General features: G+C 65.1%; 19 protein-coding genes. 11 read left to right on the plus strand and 8 right to left on the minus strand.

Annotated elements, in window-relative coordinates; all coding sequences use genetic code 11:
* Positions 1-6 precede the first annotated feature (6 nt).
* From cysE to BB934_RS20880, 3 genes are all read left to right on the plus strand, one after another.
* Positions 7-843, plus strand: coding sequence for a serine O-acetyltransferase (gene cysE, locus BB934_RS20870; protein ID WP_099511345.1), 837 nt, complete (start codon positions 7-9; stop codon positions 841-843).
* A gap of 106 nt (positions 844-949) precedes the next feature.
* On the plus strand, positions 950-1,147 hold the full coding sequence (locus tag BB934_RS20875) for a DUF3126 family protein (RefSeq protein ID WP_418294711.1): 198 nt from the start codon (positions 950-952) through the stop codon (positions 1,145-1,147).
* A gap of 59 nt (positions 1,148-1,206) precedes the next feature.
* Positions 1,207-1,737 carry a gamma carbonic anhydrase family protein gene (locus tag BB934_RS20880; protein WP_099511347.1) on the plus strand — a complete coding sequence of 177 codons (531 nt, stop codon included), beginning with the start codon at positions 1,207-1,209 and terminating at the stop codon, positions 1,735-1,737.
* Positions 1,738-1,792: 55 nt separating this feature from the next.
* Here BB934_RS20880 and BB934_RS20885 read toward each other — a convergent pair whose 3' ends face one another.
* On the minus strand, positions 1,793-2,476 hold the full coding sequence (locus tag BB934_RS20885; protein WP_099511348.1) for a transglutaminase-like cysteine peptidase: 684 nt from the start codon (positions 2,474-2,476) through the stop codon (positions 1,793-1,795).
* Here BB934_RS20885 and BB934_RS48410 point away from each other — a divergent pair.
* The 3 genes from BB934_RS48410 (at position 2,391) to BB934_RS20895 (ending at position 4,151) form a co-directional block, all read left to right on the plus strand.
* The gene (locus BB934_RS48410) at positions 2,391-2,651 is read left to right on the plus strand and encodes a hypothetical protein (protein ID WP_162299124.1); all 261 of its coding nucleotides are present in this window, start codon (positions 2,391-2,393) and stop codon (positions 2,649-2,651) included. The two genes, BB934_RS20885 and BB934_RS48410, sit on opposite strands and share 86 nt — an antisense overlap.
* A gap of 117 nt (positions 2,652-2,768) precedes the next feature.
* Entirely contained in the window at positions 2,769-3,584 is an 816-nt protein-coding gene (locus BB934_RS20890) for a rhomboid family intramembrane serine protease (protein ID WP_157934246.1), read from the plus strand.
* 135 nt (positions 3,585-3,719) lie between these two features.
* Positions 3,720-4,151, plus strand: a complete 432-nt coding sequence (locus BB934_RS20895; protein ID WP_099511350.1) for a CBS domain-containing protein — start codon at positions 3,720-3,722, stop codon at positions 4,149-4,151.
* On the opposite strand, the gene BB934_RS20900 is transcribed toward BB934_RS20895, so the two are convergent.
* From BB934_RS20900 to folE, 4 genes are all read right to left on the minus strand, one after another.
* Positions 4,152-5,162, minus strand: coding sequence for a patatin-like phospholipase family protein (locus BB934_RS20900; RefSeq protein ID WP_099511351.1), 1,011 nt, complete (start codon positions 5,160-5,162; stop codon positions 4,152-4,154).
* Between the two features lie 89 nt (positions 5,163-5,251).
* The gene (locus BB934_RS20905) at positions 5,252-6,406 is read right to left on the minus strand and encodes an MFS transporter (RefSeq protein ID WP_099511352.1); all 1,155 of its coding nucleotides are present in this window, start codon (positions 6,404-6,406) and stop codon (positions 5,252-5,254) included.
* A gap of 86 nt (positions 6,407-6,492) precedes the next feature.
* Positions 6,493-6,909 (minus strand): phosphoribosyl-AMP cyclohydrolase, encoded by a 417-nt coding sequence (gene hisI, locus BB934_RS20910; protein ID WP_099511353.1) that lies wholly within the window; start codon positions 6,907-6,909, stop codon positions 6,493-6,495.
* Between the two features lie 8 nt (positions 6,910-6,917).
* On the minus strand, positions 6,918-7,547 hold the full coding sequence (folE, locus tag BB934_RS20915) for a GTP cyclohydrolase I FolE (protein ID WP_418294712.1): 630 nt from the start codon (positions 7,545-7,547) through the stop codon (positions 6,918-6,920).
* 158 nt (positions 7,548-7,705) lie between these two features.
* Between folE and BB934_RS20920 the strand changes: the two genes are divergently transcribed.
* The 3 genes from BB934_RS20920 to thrS all read left to right on the plus strand — a co-directional run bounded on the left by BB934_RS20920 (position 7,706) and on the right by thrS (position 10,598).
* Positions 7,706-8,158 carry an iron-sulfur cluster assembly scaffold protein gene (locus BB934_RS20920; RefSeq protein WP_099511355.1) on the plus strand — a complete coding sequence of 151 codons (453 nt, stop codon included), beginning with the start codon at positions 7,706-7,708 and terminating at the stop codon, positions 8,156-8,158.
* Positions 8,151-8,492 (plus strand): membrane protein insertion efficiency factor YidD, encoded by a 342-nt coding sequence (gene yidD, locus BB934_RS20925; RefSeq protein ID WP_099511356.1) that lies wholly within the window; start codon positions 8,151-8,153, stop codon positions 8,490-8,492. The genes BB934_RS20920 and yidD overlap by 8 nt, the downstream gene beginning before the upstream one ends.
* 78 nt (positions 8,493-8,570) lie before the next feature.
* Positions 8,571-10,598: a threonine--tRNA ligase gene (gene thrS / locus BB934_RS20930; protein WP_099511357.1), complete on the plus strand. Its 2,028-nt coding sequence runs from the start codon at positions 8,571-8,573 to the stop codon at positions 10,596-10,598.
* Between the two features lie 352 nt (positions 10,599-10,950).
* Here the strand turns inward: thrS and BB934_RS49210 are convergent, their stop codons facing one another.
* The 3 genes from BB934_RS49210 to BB934_RS20950 all read right to left on the minus strand — a co-directional run bounded on the left by BB934_RS49210 (position 10,951) and on the right by BB934_RS20950 (position 15,891).
* Positions 10,951-12,324, minus strand: coding sequence for a CBS domain-containing protein (locus BB934_RS49210; protein WP_237050036.1), 1,374 nt, complete (start codon positions 12,322-12,324; stop codon positions 10,951-10,953).
* 221 nt (positions 12,325-12,545) lie between these two features.
* Positions 12,546-13,382: a hypothetical protein gene (locus BB934_RS20945; protein ID WP_418294761.1), complete on the minus strand. Its 837-nt coding sequence runs from the start codon at positions 13,380-13,382 to the stop codon at positions 12,546-12,548.
* Positions 13,383-13,446: 64 nt separating this feature from the next.
* A complete protein-coding gene (locus BB934_RS20950) occupies positions 13,447-15,891 on the minus strand; it encodes a glycosyltransferase family protein (protein ID WP_157934247.1) in 2,445 nt (814 codons plus the stop codon).
* A gap of 290 nt (positions 15,892-16,181) precedes the next feature.
* Here BB934_RS20950 and BB934_RS20955 point away from each other — a divergent pair, with 290 nt between their 5' ends.
* Both BB934_RS20955 and BB934_RS20960 read left to right on the plus strand, forming a co-directional pair.
* The gene (locus tag BB934_RS20955) at positions 16,182-16,745 is read left to right on the plus strand and encodes a nitroreductase family protein (protein WP_099511359.1); all 564 of its coding nucleotides are present in this window, start codon (positions 16,182-16,184) and stop codon (positions 16,743-16,745) included.
* A gap of 23 nt (positions 16,746-16,768) precedes the next feature.
* Positions 16,769-17,377, plus strand: a complete 609-nt coding sequence (locus BB934_RS20960; RefSeq protein ID WP_099511360.1) for a flavin reductase family protein — start codon at positions 16,769-16,771, stop codon at positions 17,375-17,377.
* Positions 17,378-17,395 lie beyond the last annotated feature (18 nt).

Consider the following 17,395-nt stretch of genomic DNA (forward strand, 5'->3'; position numbering starts at 1 on the left):
ACTACCATGACACAAACGCGCCTGAAGCCGGGAGCCCTGAGCCCCGTCGCCGGCAAGGTCGACCCGATCTGGGACCGCCTGCGCTCTGAGGCCGAAGCCATCGTTCAGGCGGAGCCGGCCATTGCAGGCTTCGTGCTCAGCGCCATCCTGCATCAGCCGAGCCTCGAGGCCGCAGTCATTCACCGGGTCGCCTCGCGCCTCGGCCACGCCGCCGTTCCGGCCGACATCATCGAGCAGATCTTCCTCGAGGCGGTCGAGAGCGACAAATCCATCGGCGCGGCCTTCCGGGCCGATATCAGCGCCGTCATGGACCGCGATCCCGTCGTGACCCGGGCCCTCGAGCCGGTGCTCTATTTCAAGGGCTTCCATGCGATCCAGACGCACCGTCTGGCGCATTGGCTCTGGACGCGGGGACGGCAGGACGTCGCGCTCTATCTCCAGAGCCGCTCCTCCGACACGTTCCAGACCGACATCCACCCGGCGGCCCGGATCGGGCGCGGAATCTTCCTCGATCACGCCACAGGCCTCGTGGTGGGCGCAACCGCCGTCATCGAGGACAATGTGTCCATGCTCCAGGACGTGACGCTCGGCGGCACCGGCAAGGAGCGTGGGGACCGTCACCCCAAGATCCGCCACGGCGTGCTGATCGGCGCCGGCGCCAAGATCCTCGGCAATATCGAGGTCGGCCATTGCGCGAGAATCGCCGCCGGCTCTGTCGTTCTCAAGCCCGTGCCCCATAACGCCACGGTGGCCGGCGTTCCCGCCAAGGTCGTCGGAACGGCAGGATGCGAGGAGCCGGCGCGGTCCATGGATCACTGCTTCTCGGAGATGGACGGAATCTAGGGGGAGTTCCCCTCCGGGGACCCAACGCCGCTTGCTCGCGTTTGCCGGGCGTGGCAAGTGCAGCATCCGTGATTTCAAGAAAGGACCTGTAGTGGACAAACCCGAGATGGCTAAAGTCGAGCGCTACCTGCGCCAGACCTTCGCGAACCACTCGATCCGCGTGGTCGGTCGGCCCAAGAAGACCGACTCGGCCGAAGTTTACATCGGTGAGGAATTCGTCGGCGTGCTGTTCCTCGACGATGAGGATGGAGACCGCTCCTTCAACTTCACCATGGCCATCCTCGATACGGATCTCGAGGATTAGGCGGCTTTCCGCAGCAGAGCCTTTCCCAGGCTCTGCTGCTTTTCCATTCCGGGCTCGCGATGCCGATCTATAGCCTCGACGATATTTCCCCCATCCTGCCCGAGCCGGACCGCTTCTGGATCGCTCCGGATGCCCATGTCATCGGCCGGGTGCGGCTCGGCCGGGATGTGGGGATCTGGTTCGGCGCGGTGCTGCGCGGCGACAACGAACTGATCGATATCGGCGAGGCGACCAATATCCAGGAGGAGGCTCTGCTCCACACGGATATGGGAGCGCCCTTGAGCATCGGGGCCGGCTGCACCATCGGCCATAAGGCGATCCTGCACGGCTGCACGATTGGCGAAAATTCCCTGGTCGGGATGGGTGCCACGATCCTGAATCATGCGCGCATCGGTGCGAACTGCCTCGTCGGCGCCAATGCGCTCGTCACCGAGGGCAAGGAGTTCCCGGACAATTCGCTGATCGTCGGCGCGCCGGCCAAGGCGATTCGGGTGCTCGACGAGCAGGCTGCCGAACAGCTTCGCCTGTCCGCGATCAGTTATGTGGAGAACTGGAAGCACTTCGCCCAAAAATTAAGGCGGATCGACTGACCCGCCTGACTTTGTGGGTTGATGGATTAACCGGCGCCTCGGCGCCGGTTTTGTTTCAGCGGTTCGCGGTCGTGGTCGGCGACGACACGATGCCGCCGAGCGACACCCAGCCGATCGTGTCCTGGCTCTCGCGCTTGATGTAGACATAGCCCGTGCGGTGCCAAGGCAGGATCGACGAGGTCTTGTTGTCGAGGACGAAGTCGCCGCGATTGGTGCGCACCATCAGCACCGCATGGCCTTCGCCGAGCTCGTCGATCACCACGGTCATGCGCATGGCGCGGCGGGGCAGGCCGGCTTCGGCGAGAAGGCGGCGCTTGAGGAGCTGAAAATCCTCGCAGTCGCCGCGGCCGTCATCGGGGAAACCCCAGATATCGACGACGCCCCAGTGATCCGCATCCGTCACGGCCTTGATGCTGGAATTCACGCGCTGGTTCACGGAGACGATGGTCTTCCAGACCTGCGGCGTCAGATCGATCGAGTTCGCTTCCGACACATCGACGCTGCATTCCGATCGGAAGGTGTCGCAGAACTGGGACCAGCCCTGCAGGGGCTTGGCTGTTCCGACAGCGGAAATGGGGGCGCTGGAGACGGGCAGAGCGGCAAGGGTCTGGGCCTGCGCAGCTGCGCCGAAGAACATGAGGGACAATCCGAGGATGGCTGTTTTGACGAACCCGCCGGAAACGGCCAACTTCTCATTTACGCCACAGAAAAGGCCGTTATTGAAAGAAACCTTCCGCATGCCCCACCAGCCGGTTAACGTTCTTTTAACCAAACTGACATGGTTGCATTTTCCGCTCAAGCGGAAAGTAAAAGGTGAGTTAACGCGTCGCGCTTCGCCGGGTTCCGTTATGGTTAATAAAAAGTTCGAGCTACACCACGGTGGACCGAAATCCTTTCCTCTAAGAGAAGCTTGACCGTCGCTAACCCGTTGGTTTTGCTCGACTGGGAGCCCGTTTAGGGGCTAGGTGACTGCAGTCCCTCAAATGCCGCCGGCACCGGGACACGAGCTGGCAGCCATACAAAAGCAATTCATGCCCCCACAACCGCCCCGCACCCGCGAGCCGATCCTCAATCTTCCGGCCGTCATCACGCTTTGCCTGGTCGTCCTGATCGGCATTCACGCCGCCCGGCTGCTTCTGTCCGACGAATCGGATTTCGCGCTGATCATCGACTGGTCGGTCATTCCCGCCCGCTGGGCCGTGGCCTTCGGCGGCGTACAGGCGAGCGAGGTGATGAGCGCGCTCCGGGAAGGCGCGCCGGACGACACCGTGACGCCGCTCATGGGGCTGGCGCAATACGTGCTGGGGAACGACGAAGCGCGTCCCTGGACCGCCCTGACCTACGCCTTCCTTCACGGCTCCTGGGCCCATGTGCTCATCAACAGCGTCTGGCTTGCCGCCTTCGGCACACCCATCGTCCGGCGCTGCGGAGCCGGGCGGTTCTTCATCCTGTGCGCGGCGTCCGCCATCGGCGGCGCGATCTTCTACGCCGCCATGAATCCCTTGCAGATCCTGCCGATGATCGGCGCGTCCGGCGCTGTCTCCGGATTGATGGCAGCGGCTTCGTGGTTCATGTTCGCCCCTGCCGCCTGGCATTGGGAAGGGCGCCTGACACAGCCGCACGAGAAGCCGCGGGAGACCCTGTGGCACATGGTGCGCAACCGGCAGGTTCTGATTTTTCTCGCGATCTGGTTCGCCACGAACTACGTCTTCGCCTTCGTCGAGCCGCTCGGGCTCACGGATGCCAGCATCGCCTGGGAGGCCCATATCGGCGGCTTCCTCGTCGGCCTGGCCATTTTTCCGTTCCTGGACCCGCTTCCGGCCCGGCCGAAACGCATCTCGGCTTGAAACCGACACCGTTTGCCCCAATCATCCTCAGACTGACGTAGGGTCCTTACCCTCGGTCATGGGTTTAGGGATCCGGCTTCAGCCTTGCGGGTGCGGGGCCTGACGGTCCTCGCGTTCGCACAACGGGAGGAATAAATGATCGTCAATCGAATCCTTTCGCTCAAAGGCCGCGACGTCGCCACCATCGAGCCGGGGCAGACCTTGAGCGAGGCAGCCAGGGTTCTCGCGGAACGCAGAATAGGTGCCCTTCTCATCGTGGATGGCCACCGGCCCGTTGCCGGCATCATTACGGAGCGGGATATCGTGCGGGCGATTGCCATGCACGGCGCCAAGGCACTGGAGGAGCCGGTCTCCCGTTTCATGACCGAGAAGGTGCTTACCTGCACCGGCGAAACCTCCATCAATCACGTGATGGAGCTCATGACCCAGCAGAAATTCCGACATGTGCCCGTCGTCGAGGCTGGACGCCTGTCCGGCATCATCTCGATCGGCGACGTGGTGAAGCTGCGTCTTGAGGAGGTCGAGGCGGAGACGCAGGCCATCAAGGAATATATCGCGACCGCCTGATCATTCGATCTGCGTCTCCTGAAGCAATTCGAGAATGTCCGGCAGGGCGCGCTCCGTGGCCTGCCGGCCGAGCGCGATGCATTCCTGCGCCCTGTGGAACTCGAACAGCCCCATCTTGGCAAGCTTGGGGGCGATCATGATGTCGGGCGGATCGCCGGCGAGACGCGAGCGGGCGATCCGGTCCTGGGTGATGTTGAAGGCGTCGACCATGACCGTCGCGAGGCCCGGCGCATTCGGCTTGCGCGCTTTCTCGGCCCGCCCGCCGGGAAAGAAGCCCCACCGCCGGGGCGCCTCCTCGATGACCTCCTCGATCTCCTTCTGATCGCTGGTCTCCGCGTCGTAGGACTGGATGACCGTTCCGCGCACGCGCACCTCGCCGTTGAGGTTGACGCAGATCACGATGTCGGCGCCGAGAGCGCGGGCCGCCGTGATCGGGATCGGATTGACGAGGGCGCCGTCCATGAGCCAGCGCCCGCCGATCATCACCGGGTCGAAGACGCCGGGAAGAGCGTAGGAGGCCCGCATGGCCTGGACCAGGGGACCGCGCGTCAACCAGATCTCATGGCCGCTCACGAGCTCCGTGGCGATGGTGCAGAACTTGACGGGCAGTGTCTCCACCCGTCTGTCCGTCAGATCCTGATCGAGCAGGCGCTGCAGCCGCCCGCCGGCGATCAGGCCTGCGCCGCTGAAGTGGAAGTCGAGGAGCCCCATCACGCGCCGCTTGGTCAGGGACAAGGCGAAGGTCTCCAGCTCGTCGAGCTTGCCTGCCGCATAGCAGCCGCCGACCACCGCGCCGATGGAGCTGCCCGCAATGACGTCGGGGACGATCCCGGCCTCCGCGAGAACTCTGACGACACCGATATGCGACCAGCCCCGTGCGGCGCCGCCGCCCAGAGCCAGGCCGATCCGTGCTTTCGCCCCGGAGGGGCGCTCGACTGGCGCCTTGGTCTCCGTCACACCGCCTCCGCCCCCCGACCCGGCGCTGCGCCGGGCAATCCCGTCCCACAACATTGGCTAACTCCAAGGCATTGCTCTCCATTCATGCCGATCTCCCGTGAAAGCCGCATGAACGGTGCCCTCAAGATTCAAGTAGGAAGGGTTCAGGAAAACTGAACAGTGGAGCGCTGCAAAGCTCTCTGCGACAAAATGATGATGATGAAGGCGAAGACGATCAGCAGGCCCAGCATGGCGCGCAGGCCGAAGAGTTCGCCGCCGAACCCGATCAGCGGCGGGCCGAGCAGCAGGCCGCCATAGCCGAGCGTCGCCACCATCGCCACGCCCACGCTGGGCGGAACGTCCTTCATCTGCCCTGCGGTGCTGAACAGGACGGGCACCGCATTGGCAAGCCCAATGCCGACGATGGCGAAGCCGATGGCGCTGGGCAGGGGATACGGCACGAGCATCGCAAGGGCGAGGCCGAAGGCCGAGAGCAGCCCGCCGAGCTGCAGGGTTCGGACGCGGCCCAGATGGCGTACGACGAAATCCCCCATGAATCGGCATACCGTCATGGTCAGCGAGAAGGCGGCGAAGCCCGTGACGGCGGCCTCGAGGCTCGCTCCCGTGACGGTCTGGAGATAGATCGCCGACCAATCGACGATCGCGCCCTCGACCATGAAGCAGAACATGGCGAGCACGGCCAGGAGAATGACGGCGCCGCGCGGCCAGGCGAAGCCTTGACCTTCGCCCATCCGCTCCCGTTCGCCGAGGGTCCAGAAGGCTGCGAGCAGGAAGACGAGGGCCATTCCCAGGCAGGAGATCGCAAGCGTCGGCACGATCCCGACATCGAGCGCGATGAGCAGGCCCGATACGCCGGCTCCGGCAAGGCCGCCCAGGCTGAAGAAGGCATGGAACGACGACATGATCGCGGCGCCCCAGGCCCGCTCGACCACCGTGGCATTGGTGTTCATGGCGATGTCCATGGTGCCGTTGCAGGCACCGGCCAGGAGGGCGGCGGCGACGAACAGGCTCAGGTTCGGGGCAAGGCCCGGAAGCAGCAGGGCGCCCGCAAAGGCGAAGGCCGCAACAATGGTCATGGTGCGACTGCCGACCACGGCGACGGCCCAGCCGATGACCGGCATGAGCGCCACGGCGCCGAGAGAAAAGGCGAGCAGCCCGAGGCTGAGCTGGCCATCCGAGAGGCCGAGCGAGACCTTGAAGCGGGGAAGCTGGGCGGCCCAGGTGCCGATGCCGAATCCGTTGCCGAAGAAGACGGCGCTCGCCGCCACCCGCGCCAGAAGAAGATCGCGTCGTGTCATCCGGCCTTCCTAGCGCGGAAAGTCCGGAATGTGCACCCGTTTACGCGACAAGGGCAGCCCACCATGTCGGGAGGGCTGTTGGAACATCAATCGATGACCAGACGGATTTCGCCGTTCGCGCTTTCCACCTTGCGGTAGAAGCAGGAGCGCCGCCCCGTATGGCAGCAGCCTCCATCCCCGGCGACCTGCACCTTCAGCAGGAGGGCGTCCTGGTCGCAATCGGTCCGGATCTCCCGGACCGTCTGGATCTGCCCGCTCGTGGCGCCCTTGTGCCAGAGCTCGCCGCGCGAGCGGGACCAGTACCAGGCTTCTCCCGTCTCGATGGTCCGAGCGAGAGCCTCGGCGTTCATATGGGCGACCATGAGGATCTCGCCGCTTGCGGCATCGGTCGTGACGCAGGTGATCAGCCCGTCGGAGCCGAATCGGGGCGTGAGCACGCTTCCTTCCTCCAGCTCGGTCTTCGAGCCGGGAATGGGGAAGGGACTGGAGGCACGCAAGCTCATGAAAGGCGTCAGTTCCTGTTCCGCACCAGGGTGAGGAAGCGCACCTGCTCGGCCGGGTCCTCCTTGAACACCCCGGTGAACTGGGTGGTCAGCGTGAGCGCACCGGCCTTCTGGATGCCGCGCATGGACATGCACATGTGCTCGGCCTCGAGCATCACCGCCACGCCGCGCGGATCGAGCGCCTCGACCATCGCCTTGGCGATCTGGGACGTCATCGTCTCCTGCGTCTGAAGCCGGCGGGCATAGGCGTCGACGAGACGGGCCAGCTTGGAGAGCCCGACCACACCCTTTGTAGGGTAATAGGCCACATGCGCCACGCCGTAGAACGGCACCATGTGGTGCTCGCAATGGGAGTAGAAGGGGATATCGCGCACCAGCACGATGTTATCGTACCCTTCGACTTCGCGGAAAATCTTGTCCAGGATTTCCGACGGGTCTTCACTGTAACCGGAGTAGAACTCCTTGAAGGCCTTGGCCACGCGCCGGGGCGTGTCCTGCAGGCCCTCGCGGGTCGGATCGTCTCCGGTCCAGCGGATCAGGGTTCGAACGGCGGCTTCAGCTTCTTCCCGGGAAGGTGCGGCGGACATATCGACAGCTGTCGTCAGACGCGTAGGCAGGGACTTAACCACTTCACTCACGTGGAGCCTCTTTCTAAACTTGTAAACCGAGGAAGCTTGGCCGCCCGGCAGTTTCTATTTTCTTTCCAGACGACGTCTGCGAGGGCCGTCGCCGAACTCTAACATGGTGCTTATATAGACATATGAGCACATTCCCAAACGTTATGTCATAGACCATTATGCTAAACGACATTTACAGCAGACGCATTCTCGAACTCGCAGCCGATATTCCATGTCTTGGACGGCTGGCCGAGCCCGACGCGTCAGCTACAGCCCGGTCCAAGCTCTGCGGCTCGACCGTGACGGTCGACGTGAAGCTTGCCGGCAATGTGGTGACAGCTTTCGCTCACGATGTCAGGGCCTGCGCACTCGGCCAGGCTTCGTCGTCCATCATGGCGCGGAATATAATCGGCGCGACCATAGACGAGCTTCGTGACGTTCGCGATGTGGCAAGTCGTCTGCTCAAGGCCAACGGAGCGGCTCCCGAGGGCAAATGGGAAGACCTCAAGCTGTTGGAGCCCCTGCGGGATTACAAGGCACGCCACGCTTCCATCCTCCTGACCTTCGACGCCGTCGTGGATGCGCTCGACCAGGTCGAGGCCCGGCGGACTGCGCGTGGGATAAATGCCTAGTCCTGTCCAGCATGCCGCGCATTGGGCGATTCGAGGCTATCAGCTGAGCCTGTCCGGCCTCGTCGGGCGCCAGTGCCGGCATCTGCCCTCCTGCTCGGAATACACGGACGAGGCGATCCAGCGGCACGGCTTCTGGCCCGGCGGCTGGATCGGCCTCGCCCGCATCTGCCGCTGCGGTCCCTTCGGCACCTCCGGCCTCGACCTGGTTCCGGACACGTTGCCCGGAAGCGCGGCCTGGTATAAGCCCTGGGCTTATGGTCGCTGGCGGGGCGTGAACGCGCCGCAAAACGCCTCTGCGATCACCTGCGAGACAGTCGAACCTGACGGCGACTGAACTCACCTTTCGATCCAACAAACCGTCGGCCCCCGCTTACCTGCTCCGTTGGCAGGAGTGAGCCAGGAGAAAGATTTGATGATTACCCTGACATTTCCCGATGGCGCCCAGCGCCAGTACGATTCCGGCATCACCGGCCGGGAGATCGTGGACGGCATTGCCAAGTCCCTTGCCAAGCGCACGATCGCCATGGCCCTCGACGACACCGTGACGGATCTGGCCGATCCGATCACCCAGGATGCCAGGATCGAGTTCCTCAACCGCGAGGACCCGCGCGCGCTGGAGCTGATCCGGCACGATGCCGCGCACGTGCTCGCAGAAGCGGTGCAAGAGCTTTTCCCGGGAACGCAGGTGACCATCGGTCCGGTGATCGAGAACGGCTTCTATTACGACTTCGCCCGCAACGAGCCCTTCACCCCGGAGGATTTCCCCGCCATCGAGGCGAAGATGCGGGAGATCATCGCGCGCGACAAACCCTTCTCCAAGGAAGTGTGGAGCCGCGACAAGGCTCGCCAAGTCTTCAAGGAGAAAGGCGAGACCTACAAGGTCGAGCTGGTTGACGCGATTCCCGAAGGCCAGGATCTCAAGATCTTTTCCCAGGGCGACTGGTTCGATCTGTGCCGCGGTCCGCACATGACCTCGACCGGCAAGATCGGCAACGCCTTCAAGCTCATGAAGGTGGCGGGCGCCTATTGGCGCGGCGATTCCAAAAACGCGATGCTGACCCGCATCTATGCGACCGCATGGGCATCCCAGGAAGAGCTCGACAGCTACCTGAAGCAGCTCGAGGAGGCCGAGAAGCGCGATCACCGACGCCTCGGCCGCGAGATGGACCTGTTCCATTTCCAGGAGGAGGGACCGGGCGTCGTCTTCTGGCATTCCAAGGGCTGGACGATCTTCCAGGAGCTGATCGCTTATATGCGCCGCCGCCTGAAGGCGGACTACAAGGAGGTCAACGCGCCTCAGGTGCTCGACGCCTCGTTGTGGGAGACCTCCGGCCATTGGGGCTGGTATCGCGAGAACATGTTCGCGGTGCAGTCGGCCGGCGACGAGGCGGAGGACAAGCGCGTCTTCGCTCTCAAGCCGATGAACTGCCCCGGCCACGTGCAGATCTTCAAGCACGGGCTGAAATCCTATCGCGACCTGCCGCTGCGCCTTGCCGAGTTCGGCGCCGTGCATCGTTACGAGCCGTCGGGCGCGATGCATGGCCTGATGCGCGTGCGCGGCTTCACGCAGGACGATGCGCATATCTTCTGCACGGAAGATCAGATGGCCGAGGAGTGCCTGAAGATCAACGACCTGATCCTCTCGACCTATGCCGATTTCGGTTTCGACGAGATCATCGTGAAGCTCTCGACCCGCCCGGACAAGCGCGTCGGCACGGACGAGATGTGGGATCACGCGGAAGACGTGATGACCCGCGTCCTGAAGCAGATCGAGAGCCAGTCCGGCGGACGCATCAAGACCTCGATCAACCCGGGCGAGGGCGCGTTCTACGGGCCGAAGTTCGAATACGTGCTGCGCGACGCCATCGGCCGCGACTGGCAATGCGGCACCACGCAGGTCGACTTCAACCTGCCTGAGCGGTTCGGCGCTTTCTACGTCGACCATGACGGCCAGAAGAAGACCCCGGTCATGGTCCATCGCGCGATCTGCGGTTCCATGGAGCGCTTCACCGGCATCCTGATCGAGCACTTCGCGGGTCACTTCCCGCTCTGGCTCGCGCCGGTCCAGGTGGTGGTCGCCACCATCACCTCGGAAGGCGACGACTACGCCAGGGAGGTGATACGCGCCGCGGAAGCCGCAGGCCTTCGCGTCGAGGCGGATCTGCGCAACGAGAAGATCAACTACAAGGTCCGCGAGCATTCGCTCGTGAAGGTGCCGGTGCTTCTCGTGGTGGGCCGGAAGGAAGCCGCCGAGCGGACGGTGTCCATCCGGCGTCTGGGAAGCCCGAACCAGCAGACCATGACGCTCGACGACGCCCTGAAGGCGCTCGCCGCGGAGGCGGTCACGCCGGATCTCCGACGTGCCGCGAAGGCCGTATCCGAGCCGGAAGGCCACGTGACGCTCGATGGGCATCACGTGGTCGAGCGGACGCTTGCTTGATGCTGGTTTTCCCTACCCACCCATCTCGGGCCTGCTCGAGATGGGTTTTCTCTTTCACAAGTCGGGAACACCCGACTCGTGGCGGGGAGGAGTTAGAGGTGGCGTTAGGGAGAGTCGGAGCTGTGCAGCTGATCCAGTAGGCACCACGTCGATACAGAGCGTCCCCCTCTCCCGGGTGGGAGAGGGGCAGGGGTGAGGGCGGGACGCTCGACCCGCCAAGCACCGTAGGCGCCGGCGCCGCGTCCGCCTCAGCACCTCATTCTGCGCTGGCCTTCCCTCACCCCAACCCTCTCCCAACCGGGAGAGGGAGAAACGTCATGCATTCCGCAAGCGGGAGGGGAACGGCGAGGTCTCAGGTCGTCTGCCGCTGACGGCCTGTCGTGCGCCCGTCAGGCGTAGCACCGGTGCCGGTACCCGTCGTCCCGCTTCCGGGATTGCCTGTAGCCGTAGCCGCATCGCCGGCCTCCGTTCCCGCCGCGCGCGTGCCCTGGCGCTCACCGATGCGCAGATTGTTCTGCACGTGGCTCACGCCCGAGACCGATTCGGCGAGGTCTTCGGCACGGCGCTTCTCGTTGCGGTCGCGCACGGTTCCGGTGAGGGTCACCTCCCGGTTCTGGACCTGCACCTCGATTTCCGAGGCATCAATTCTCGCATCGTCGGTGAGACGCTCGTTGATGTCCTCACGAATCCGCTCGTCGGAGCGCTGGTAGCCTTTCGGCCCGCGGCCCTGATGTTCGCCCCGCCGCACCTCGCCGCGGCTCGCCGTCGCATCGTTGCCGAAGCGGGTGTTGCCGGGACCTGCGCCGTAATTGCTGTGGTCACGCCGCTCGTTCACGAGGCTCCAGGTGCGCTCGCGATCCTGCATGAGGCGGTCGTTCTCGCTGCTGTCGTCGCCGGGACGGGCGCGTTCGCCCGTAATCGTGGAAGCGCCATAGCGCTTCGGACGATAGCCTCTGCCGGCGGAGCCGCGGCCGGCATATTCGTCGCCATAGCTGCGATAACCGTCGCCGCCGAAGCCGCCGCGCATGCGGGCATTGCGCGTGCTCTCTTCGCCCGGATGGCCGAAGCTGCCGAAGGCAGCGCGCACATCGTCCTCGTCGCGGAAGCGGAACTCACCGCGCCCGCGTGAGGTCGAGCGATCTTGCCTGCCACGCCCGTGCTCGCGATAGTCGTAGGGACGATGGCGCCAGTCGTCGTCCTCGTTCCTCAGCCGCCGGTCGAGCTCGCGGCGCTCGTCGTCGCTCAGCCGGGCCTGTCCGCCGCCGCGCGTCCGGTCGGCGCGGGCCGTCGACGGCGTGCCGGTCCGGTCTGGCTCCGACGGTGTGGAGATCCGATGCAGCGCGCGGGACGCATCGCCCTCGCGGTCCGTCGCCAGATCGCCGAGCGCGACGACGCCGACGAGATGCTTGTCACGGTCGACCACCGGCAGGCGGCGAATCTGATGATCGCTCATCAGCTCGACGATGTGGTCGACGTCATCGTCGTCGAAGCACCACCACACATTGTCCGACATGATGTCCTGCACGCGCGTGGTGTCGGGCGGGAGGCCGGCGGCCGTGGCCCGGACGGTGATGTCGCGGTCGGTCACCACGCCGCGCAGACGTCGTCCGTCACAGACGGGAAGCGAGCCGACATTCATCTCGTCCATGAGACGCGCCGCCTCCTGGATCGTCCGGTCCGGACCGACCACGCGCACGTTGCGGGTCATGATCTCTGCGATTTTCATGAGCTTCCTCTCCAGCAAGGTCACGCCTTGGGAGCAGGTCTCATGCGCGGCGCGACCGGTTACGAAACCTCGGACCCAAAAGTGGACACCACTTTTGGGACCCATCCGATGTTTCTTTTTTATACAGGCGCATCGTTCGTGGCGGAAAACCGGGACCCACTTTTCCGCACGATGCGCTGGCCATCGGTCAATGCCTCTCGGGCTGAAAGGTTCAGCCCGTTTCAGGGGGTGGTGATGATCTCGACGTCGCGGTCGAGCCCGCTCTCGATCTTGAATTCGCGGGTATAGACCTTGCCCTCGTGGCGCGCGATCAGGACATATTCGCCTTCGGCCAGCGTGACCGAGGGAAATGCGCCGATAGCCTCGCGAATCACGTCGCCGCCGGGGGTGAGCACGCTGAAGGCGGTGCCGGCGAAGGCCTCGCCGCCCGCCGATGCCACCAGCTTGAGGATCACGGTTGCGGCGCGGTGATTGAGGGTGGCCTCGGTCACCCGACCCGATTCCACCTTCAGGTCGCTGCGCATGATGGCGTTGGCGTCACCATAGGTGGAGACCACGTGATAGGTGCCTTCCGGCAGCCGGATCATGTCGTTGGCCTTGGCGTCGGCAATGACGAGCCGGCCTTCGGAATTCTGCACTTCCGGCACATAGACGGAGAAGGTGAGGCGGTTGGCCGGGATCGGGCTGCCGCCTACGGCGCCCTTCAGCTGGAGGGCGCCCGCATTGATGGCGAGCCTCTCGTTCAGATTGCCGCGCTGGACGCTGATGCGCTTCGAGGCGCTCGCGAAGCCATAGGCTACGTGGATGATGTAGTTGCCGGGCGACAGGGTGAAGCTCGGCATCGAACCGGTGGAGCGGGCAACGATACTAGGCTGGGAGGCGTCGCCGCGATCCTCATAGATCCGCCAGACGAGGCCGGAGCGGATCGGCTCGTTGCTGCCGGCAAAGGTCGCACCAGCATTCAGCATCACCTGTCCGAGGGTGATCGGCGGCAGGCTCTGCGACATGGAGGGCACTGCGGGGGACTGGGCCGAGGCCGCGGAGAGGGCCGCGAGCATCCAGAGGCCGGTAATGGAAAATGACTTTTTCACGAAAACAATCATCGGTCGAAAGAAAGGCTCCTCATTGGAGCGGGGAGGCGATGGCCGTCCGAATAGGCTTGTCCTCGCTCTTCACGAGATTGGAGGCGGCGGCGACCAGATTCTCTAAAGACATCGGGCGGAAATGAAATTCAACCCTGTGCTTGCCCGGTCCTACTTCGACGCCCCGGAAGAGAAGGTTGGCGCGCAGGATCGGGCGCCGCTCGCCGTCGACCCAGGCTTCCCAGCCCGGATAGTTGATGTCGTGCAGGACGAGCACCCCGTTTTCGCTGGTCTCGACCTCGAGCGCGACGGAGTTGCGCTGGTAGCCGACGATGCGCGCCGTCCCCTTGGCCTTGCTCCGGTCGGCCCCGGCCGGCGCATAGGCGGCCTTGAGCGAGTGCATGCTTTCATCGTCGATGAGCGCTTCCGTCTCGCGGTTGAACTCAGGGACCTCGTCCTGGCCGAGCACGGCCTCGGAATCGACCGGGGTCACGTGATGCGCCACATAGGCGCGGGGCACGGAGGTGTTGAGGCGATAGATCCACATCCGCCCAGTGCCGTAGACGACCTCGGCGTCGGTCAGGCGCGGGAAATGGCGCGGCAGCTGGCGGGCAGGGCGGTCGAGAACGATGTAGTCGAGCCCGAGAAGGCTCGCGAGCTCACATTCATAGCCCCGGAAGCTGGTCGGGAACCGGCGCAGGTTGGGGTCTTCGGCGTTCTCGCCGGGGCCGATCGCGCGCTCGTAATCGGCGAGGCGCAGGGGGTTATAGCCTATGATGTCCTCGATCCCGAGCACCATGGACGCGTTCTGCCAGGCGCCCTTGAGGCCGAGAATCTCGACGCGCGGATACTCGCCGCGGGCGTTGCGCTCCGCAAGCTCCCGCTTGAGGATCTGCAGGCCCTGGAGCTGCTCGGGCGGCAGCTTGGTGTAGACCGTGTAGCGCTCCGCCGGCTCCGCGTTCAGCGCGGAGGCCGCATGGCGGCCGATCAGCTCCGCGCCGGTGAGCGTGACCAGCACCAGGGCCATGACCCCACGCCAGCGGGCCGATCCGCTCGTCTTTGCGATCACGCCGATGGCGACGGCTGCAGCCGCGAGTCCCATGCCGATCTCGGTCAGAGCGGACGAAACATGCCCGCCCCGGATGGCGAAGACCAGGGCGCTGGCGACGGCTGCCACCAGCAGGCCGAAAGCCAGGAGCGGCAGCATCGCATCCAAGGGGCCGAGCGAAGCCCGGCTCCATTTCGGCAGCCCGTCGGTCGCGTAGCGATGGACGAGATAGCCAGCTGCGAAGGCGAGGGCGATGTTGATCACGAAGGTGGCATCCGCCGGCCTGCGGTAGAGATTGACGCCCGGGAGATGGTCGAAGATCACCTCGAAGCCCGGGGTGTAGCGGCCGAGGGCGTAGAACAGGGCGACGAGGCCGAGGACGAGGAAGAACCGGAACTCGCGGGCGAAGAGGCGCCCGCCGGCCACGCCGTGCCAGAGGAAAAGGAGCGCCGGGATCGTGCCGACGAACAGGTAGTTCGTCGCCCGGTCGGTCCAGGTTCCCTCCGCCAGGCTGTGCCAGTCGGGACCCCAGTAATCGTAGGTCCAGCGCAGGGAGCCGAAGACGTTGCCGAAGAGGATCGTCGCCAGGCTCTCCGGCGGCAGGGACCCCATGGCCGCCACCCCGAAGCCGAAGGAGGGCCGGGTCGAGGTGGCGAGGAACTGCATCGTCAGGACGACCGGCACGGCCAGAAGAGCCCCGCCGAGCAGGCCCATGGACAGCAGCAGGCCGAGGCGCGACTTGAGATAGGCGAGGGGCCGCGGTGCGCACCAGACCCGTTGCGCTGCGAGCGCGATGAGCGTCAGCGCGCAGAGGAAGGCGACCTGATCGCGCCCGATGACCATCATCGCGGCGCTCAGCGCGAACAGCACGCCGTAGCGATAGGAGCGGCGGTCCATGGCCTCTTCCAGCAGCCAGAAGGCGAGCGGGAAGAAGCCGTAGCTGAAGATCATGCCCGTGTGCTGAAGCCGGGCCGTAGCGGACCCGCCGAGCATGAAGACGAGGGCGGCGGCGACCGCGCCCGCCGGATGCCAGCCCCGCCGGCGGAACAGGGGTATGAAGGCCAGCGCGCCGGGCAGGAAATGGGCGAAGACGACCACGTCGAAAGCCTGCATCGACGGCTCGGGGACGAGCCAGCCGAACAGCAGCATGGTGGGGGTGAACAGCAGGGATTGCGGATCCGCAGCGGAGGGGTGGCCGCCGAAATGGTAGGGGTTCCAGAGCGGGAGCTCGCCGCTGGCAAGCGCCGTGCCGAGATAGCGCAGGGTGGGATAGAACTGGTTCTTGGAATCCCAGGGCACCACGGACCCGGTCAGGGGCCAGATGGCAACCGCGATCGCCCAGGCCGCCAGGATGAGGGCAAAGGCCGTCAGCGTCTGGCGCTGCGACCAGAGGGGCTGGGAGGATGGGCCGTCGGCCCCTGAAAAGGATGTCTGCATTGCTCTTTAGCGGTGCCCCCGCCTACTCACGCCTTCCCGAAGGGCACCCTCGACCTGCCGAAGCATGCCGCCGGGTCCACTCTGGGTGAAACCTGCTTGGCGTCTGACCGCACTCCCCCTATACATCCGCTGCTGTTTCTTCTGTGGCAGCGGCCCGCCCTTGGGACGTCCGCGCTTCCTCAAGCGCAGCAAGACGGCGAGACGATGGCAGAGTACCGCCTGCCTTGCCCGACGCCTTCGTGAACGTCCGATCCCATTGTTCCACATTATTCAAGCCGGATGAAGATCCCATGAATGATAGCCTTTCCCGCCTCCTGCAGCGCCGTTCCGTCCCCCCGCGCTGGCTGGGCGGGCCCGGGCCGAGCGAGCCGGAGATCGAGACCCTCCTGAAGGTCGCCTCCCGGGTGCCGGACCACGGCAAGCTCGTGCCCTGGCGCTTCATCCTGATCCAGGGCGAGGCGCGCGGCCGCCTTGGCGAGGTGCTCGCAACCGCCTTCCAGACCGACAATCCCGACGCCGGCGCGGAGCAGCTCGCTGCCGAGCGGCAGCGCTTCACGCATGCCCCTCTCGTGGTCGCCGTCGTGTCCCGTGTCGTGCCCCATGTGAAGATCCCGGACTGGGAACAAGTTTTATCAGCCGGAGCCGTGTGCATGAACCTGCTCAATGGTGCTACTGCCCTTGGCTACGGCGCGTCCTGGCTCTCCGGCTGGGCTTCCTTCGACCGGCGCGTGCTGGATACCCTGGGGCTCAAGGCGGACGAGCGGATCGCCGGCTTCGTCCATATCGGTACCGCACAGGAGACGCCGCCCGACCGCGACCGGCCGAGCCTCGGCGACATCGTGACACGGTTCTGAATCTTCGCCGCAAAAGGCAACCCATGTTCTACGAAACCGCGACCAACGCCCACGGCCTGCCGCACGATCCCTTCAAGGCTATCGTCACGCCCCGTCCCATCGGCTGGATCACCGCCATGAGCGCGAAGGGGGAGGTGAACCTCTCGCCCTATTCGTTCTTCAACGCCGTCTCCGAGCGCCCGCCCATGGTGGCGTTCTCCTCCGCCGGCAAGAAGGACGCTCTCACCTTCATCGAGGAGACGGGCGAATTCGTCTGCAACCTCGCCACCTACGACCTGCGGGAGAAGATGAACGCCACCTCCGCGGTTCTGCCGCGTGGCGTGAACGAGATGGAGCATGCGGGCCTGACGCCGGCTCCCTCCCGCCTGGTGAAGCCGCCGCGGGTGGCGGACGCGCTGGCAGCCCTCGAATGCAAGTGGCTCCAGACCGTACCGCTCGAACCCTTGGGGGGAGGCGAGCCGTCCTATTATCTCGTGATCGGGCAGGTCATCGGCATCCATGTCGACGACCGCTACGTCGTGAACGGCCTCGTCGACACCGCCGCCATGCGGCCCATCGCCCGCGCCGGCTACCGCGATTATTTCGTGGCGACGCCGGAAACCAAGTTCTCGATCACCCGGCCGGGAGGATAAGTCTCCCTTGCTCTCTCG

Source organism: Microvirga ossetica (genome assembly GCF_002741015.1).
In the GTDB taxonomy this organism is placed as follows: Bacteria; Pseudomonadota; Alphaproteobacteria; order Rhizobiales; family Beijerinckiaceae; genus Microvirga; species Microvirga ossetica.

What these genes read in the sequence shown, in the direction of transcription:
- cysE (WP_099511345.1), top strand. Translation starts at nt 7, where the DNA reads ATGACACAAACGCGCCTGAAGCCGGGAGCCCTGAGCCCCGTCGCCGGC.
- BB934_RS20875 (WP_418294711.1), top strand. Translation starts at nt 950, where the DNA reads ATGGCTAAAGTCGAGCGCTACCTGCGCCAGACCTTCGCGAACCACTCG.
- BB934_RS20880 (WP_099511347.1), top strand. Translation starts at nt 1,207, where the DNA reads ATGCCGATCTATAGCCTCGACGATATTTCCCCCATCCTGCCCGAGCCG.
- BB934_RS48410 (WP_162299124.1), top strand. Translation starts at nt 2,391, where the DNA reads ATGGCTGTTTTGACGAACCCGCCGGAAACGGCCAACTTCTCATTTACG.
- BB934_RS20885 (WP_099511348.1), bottom strand. Translation starts at nt 2,476, where the DNA reads ATGCGGAAGGTTTCTTTCAATAACGGCCTTTTCTGTGGCGTAAATGAG.
- BB934_RS20890 (WP_157934246.1), top strand. Translation starts at nt 2,769, where the DNA reads ATGCCCCCACAACCGCCCCGCACCCGCGAGCCGATCCTCAATCTTCCG.
- BB934_RS20895 (WP_099511350.1), top strand. Translation starts at nt 3,720, where the DNA reads ATGATCGTCAATCGAATCCTTTCGCTCAAAGGCCGCGACGTCGCCACC.
- BB934_RS20900 (WP_099511351.1), bottom strand. Translation starts at nt 5,162, where the DNA reads ATGTTGTGGGACGGGATTGCCCGGCGCAGCGCCGGGTCGGGGGGCGGA.
- BB934_RS20905 (WP_099511352.1), bottom strand. Translation starts at nt 6,406, where the DNA reads ATGACACGACGCGATCTTCTTCTGGCGCGGGTGGCGGCGAGCGCCGTC.
- hisI (WP_099511353.1), bottom strand. Translation starts at nt 6,909, where the DNA reads ATGAGCTTGCGTGCCTCCAGTCCCTTCCCCATTCCCGGCTCGAAGACC.
- BB934_RS20920 (WP_099511355.1), top strand. Translation starts at nt 7,706, where the DNA reads ATGCTAAACGACATTTACAGCAGACGCATTCTCGAACTCGCAGCCGAT.
- yidD (WP_099511356.1), top strand. Translation starts at nt 8,151, where the DNA reads ATGCCTAGTCCTGTCCAGCATGCCGCGCATTGGGCGATTCGAGGCTAT.
- thrS (WP_099511357.1), top strand. Translation starts at nt 8,571, where the DNA reads ATGATTACCCTGACATTTCCCGATGGCGCCCAGCGCCAGTACGATTCC.
- BB934_RS49210 (WP_237050036.1), bottom strand. Translation starts at nt 12,324, where the DNA reads ATGAAAATCGCAGAGATCATGACCCGCAACGTGCGCGTGGTCGGTCCG.
- BB934_RS20945 (WP_418294761.1), bottom strand. Translation starts at nt 13,382, where the DNA reads ATGCTCGCGGCCCTCTCCGCGGCCTCGGCCCAGTCCCCCGCAGTGCCC.
- BB934_RS20950 (WP_157934247.1), bottom strand. Translation starts at nt 15,891, where the DNA reads ATGCAGACATCCTTTTCAGGGGCCGACGGCCCATCCTCCCAGCCCCTC.
- BB934_RS20955 (WP_099511359.1), top strand. Translation starts at nt 16,182, where the DNA reads ATGAATGATAGCCTTTCCCGCCTCCTGCAGCGCCGTTCCGTCCCCCCG.
- BB934_RS20960 (WP_099511360.1), top strand. Translation starts at nt 16,769, where the DNA reads ATGTTCTACGAAACCGCGACCAACGCCCACGGCCTGCCGCACGATCCC.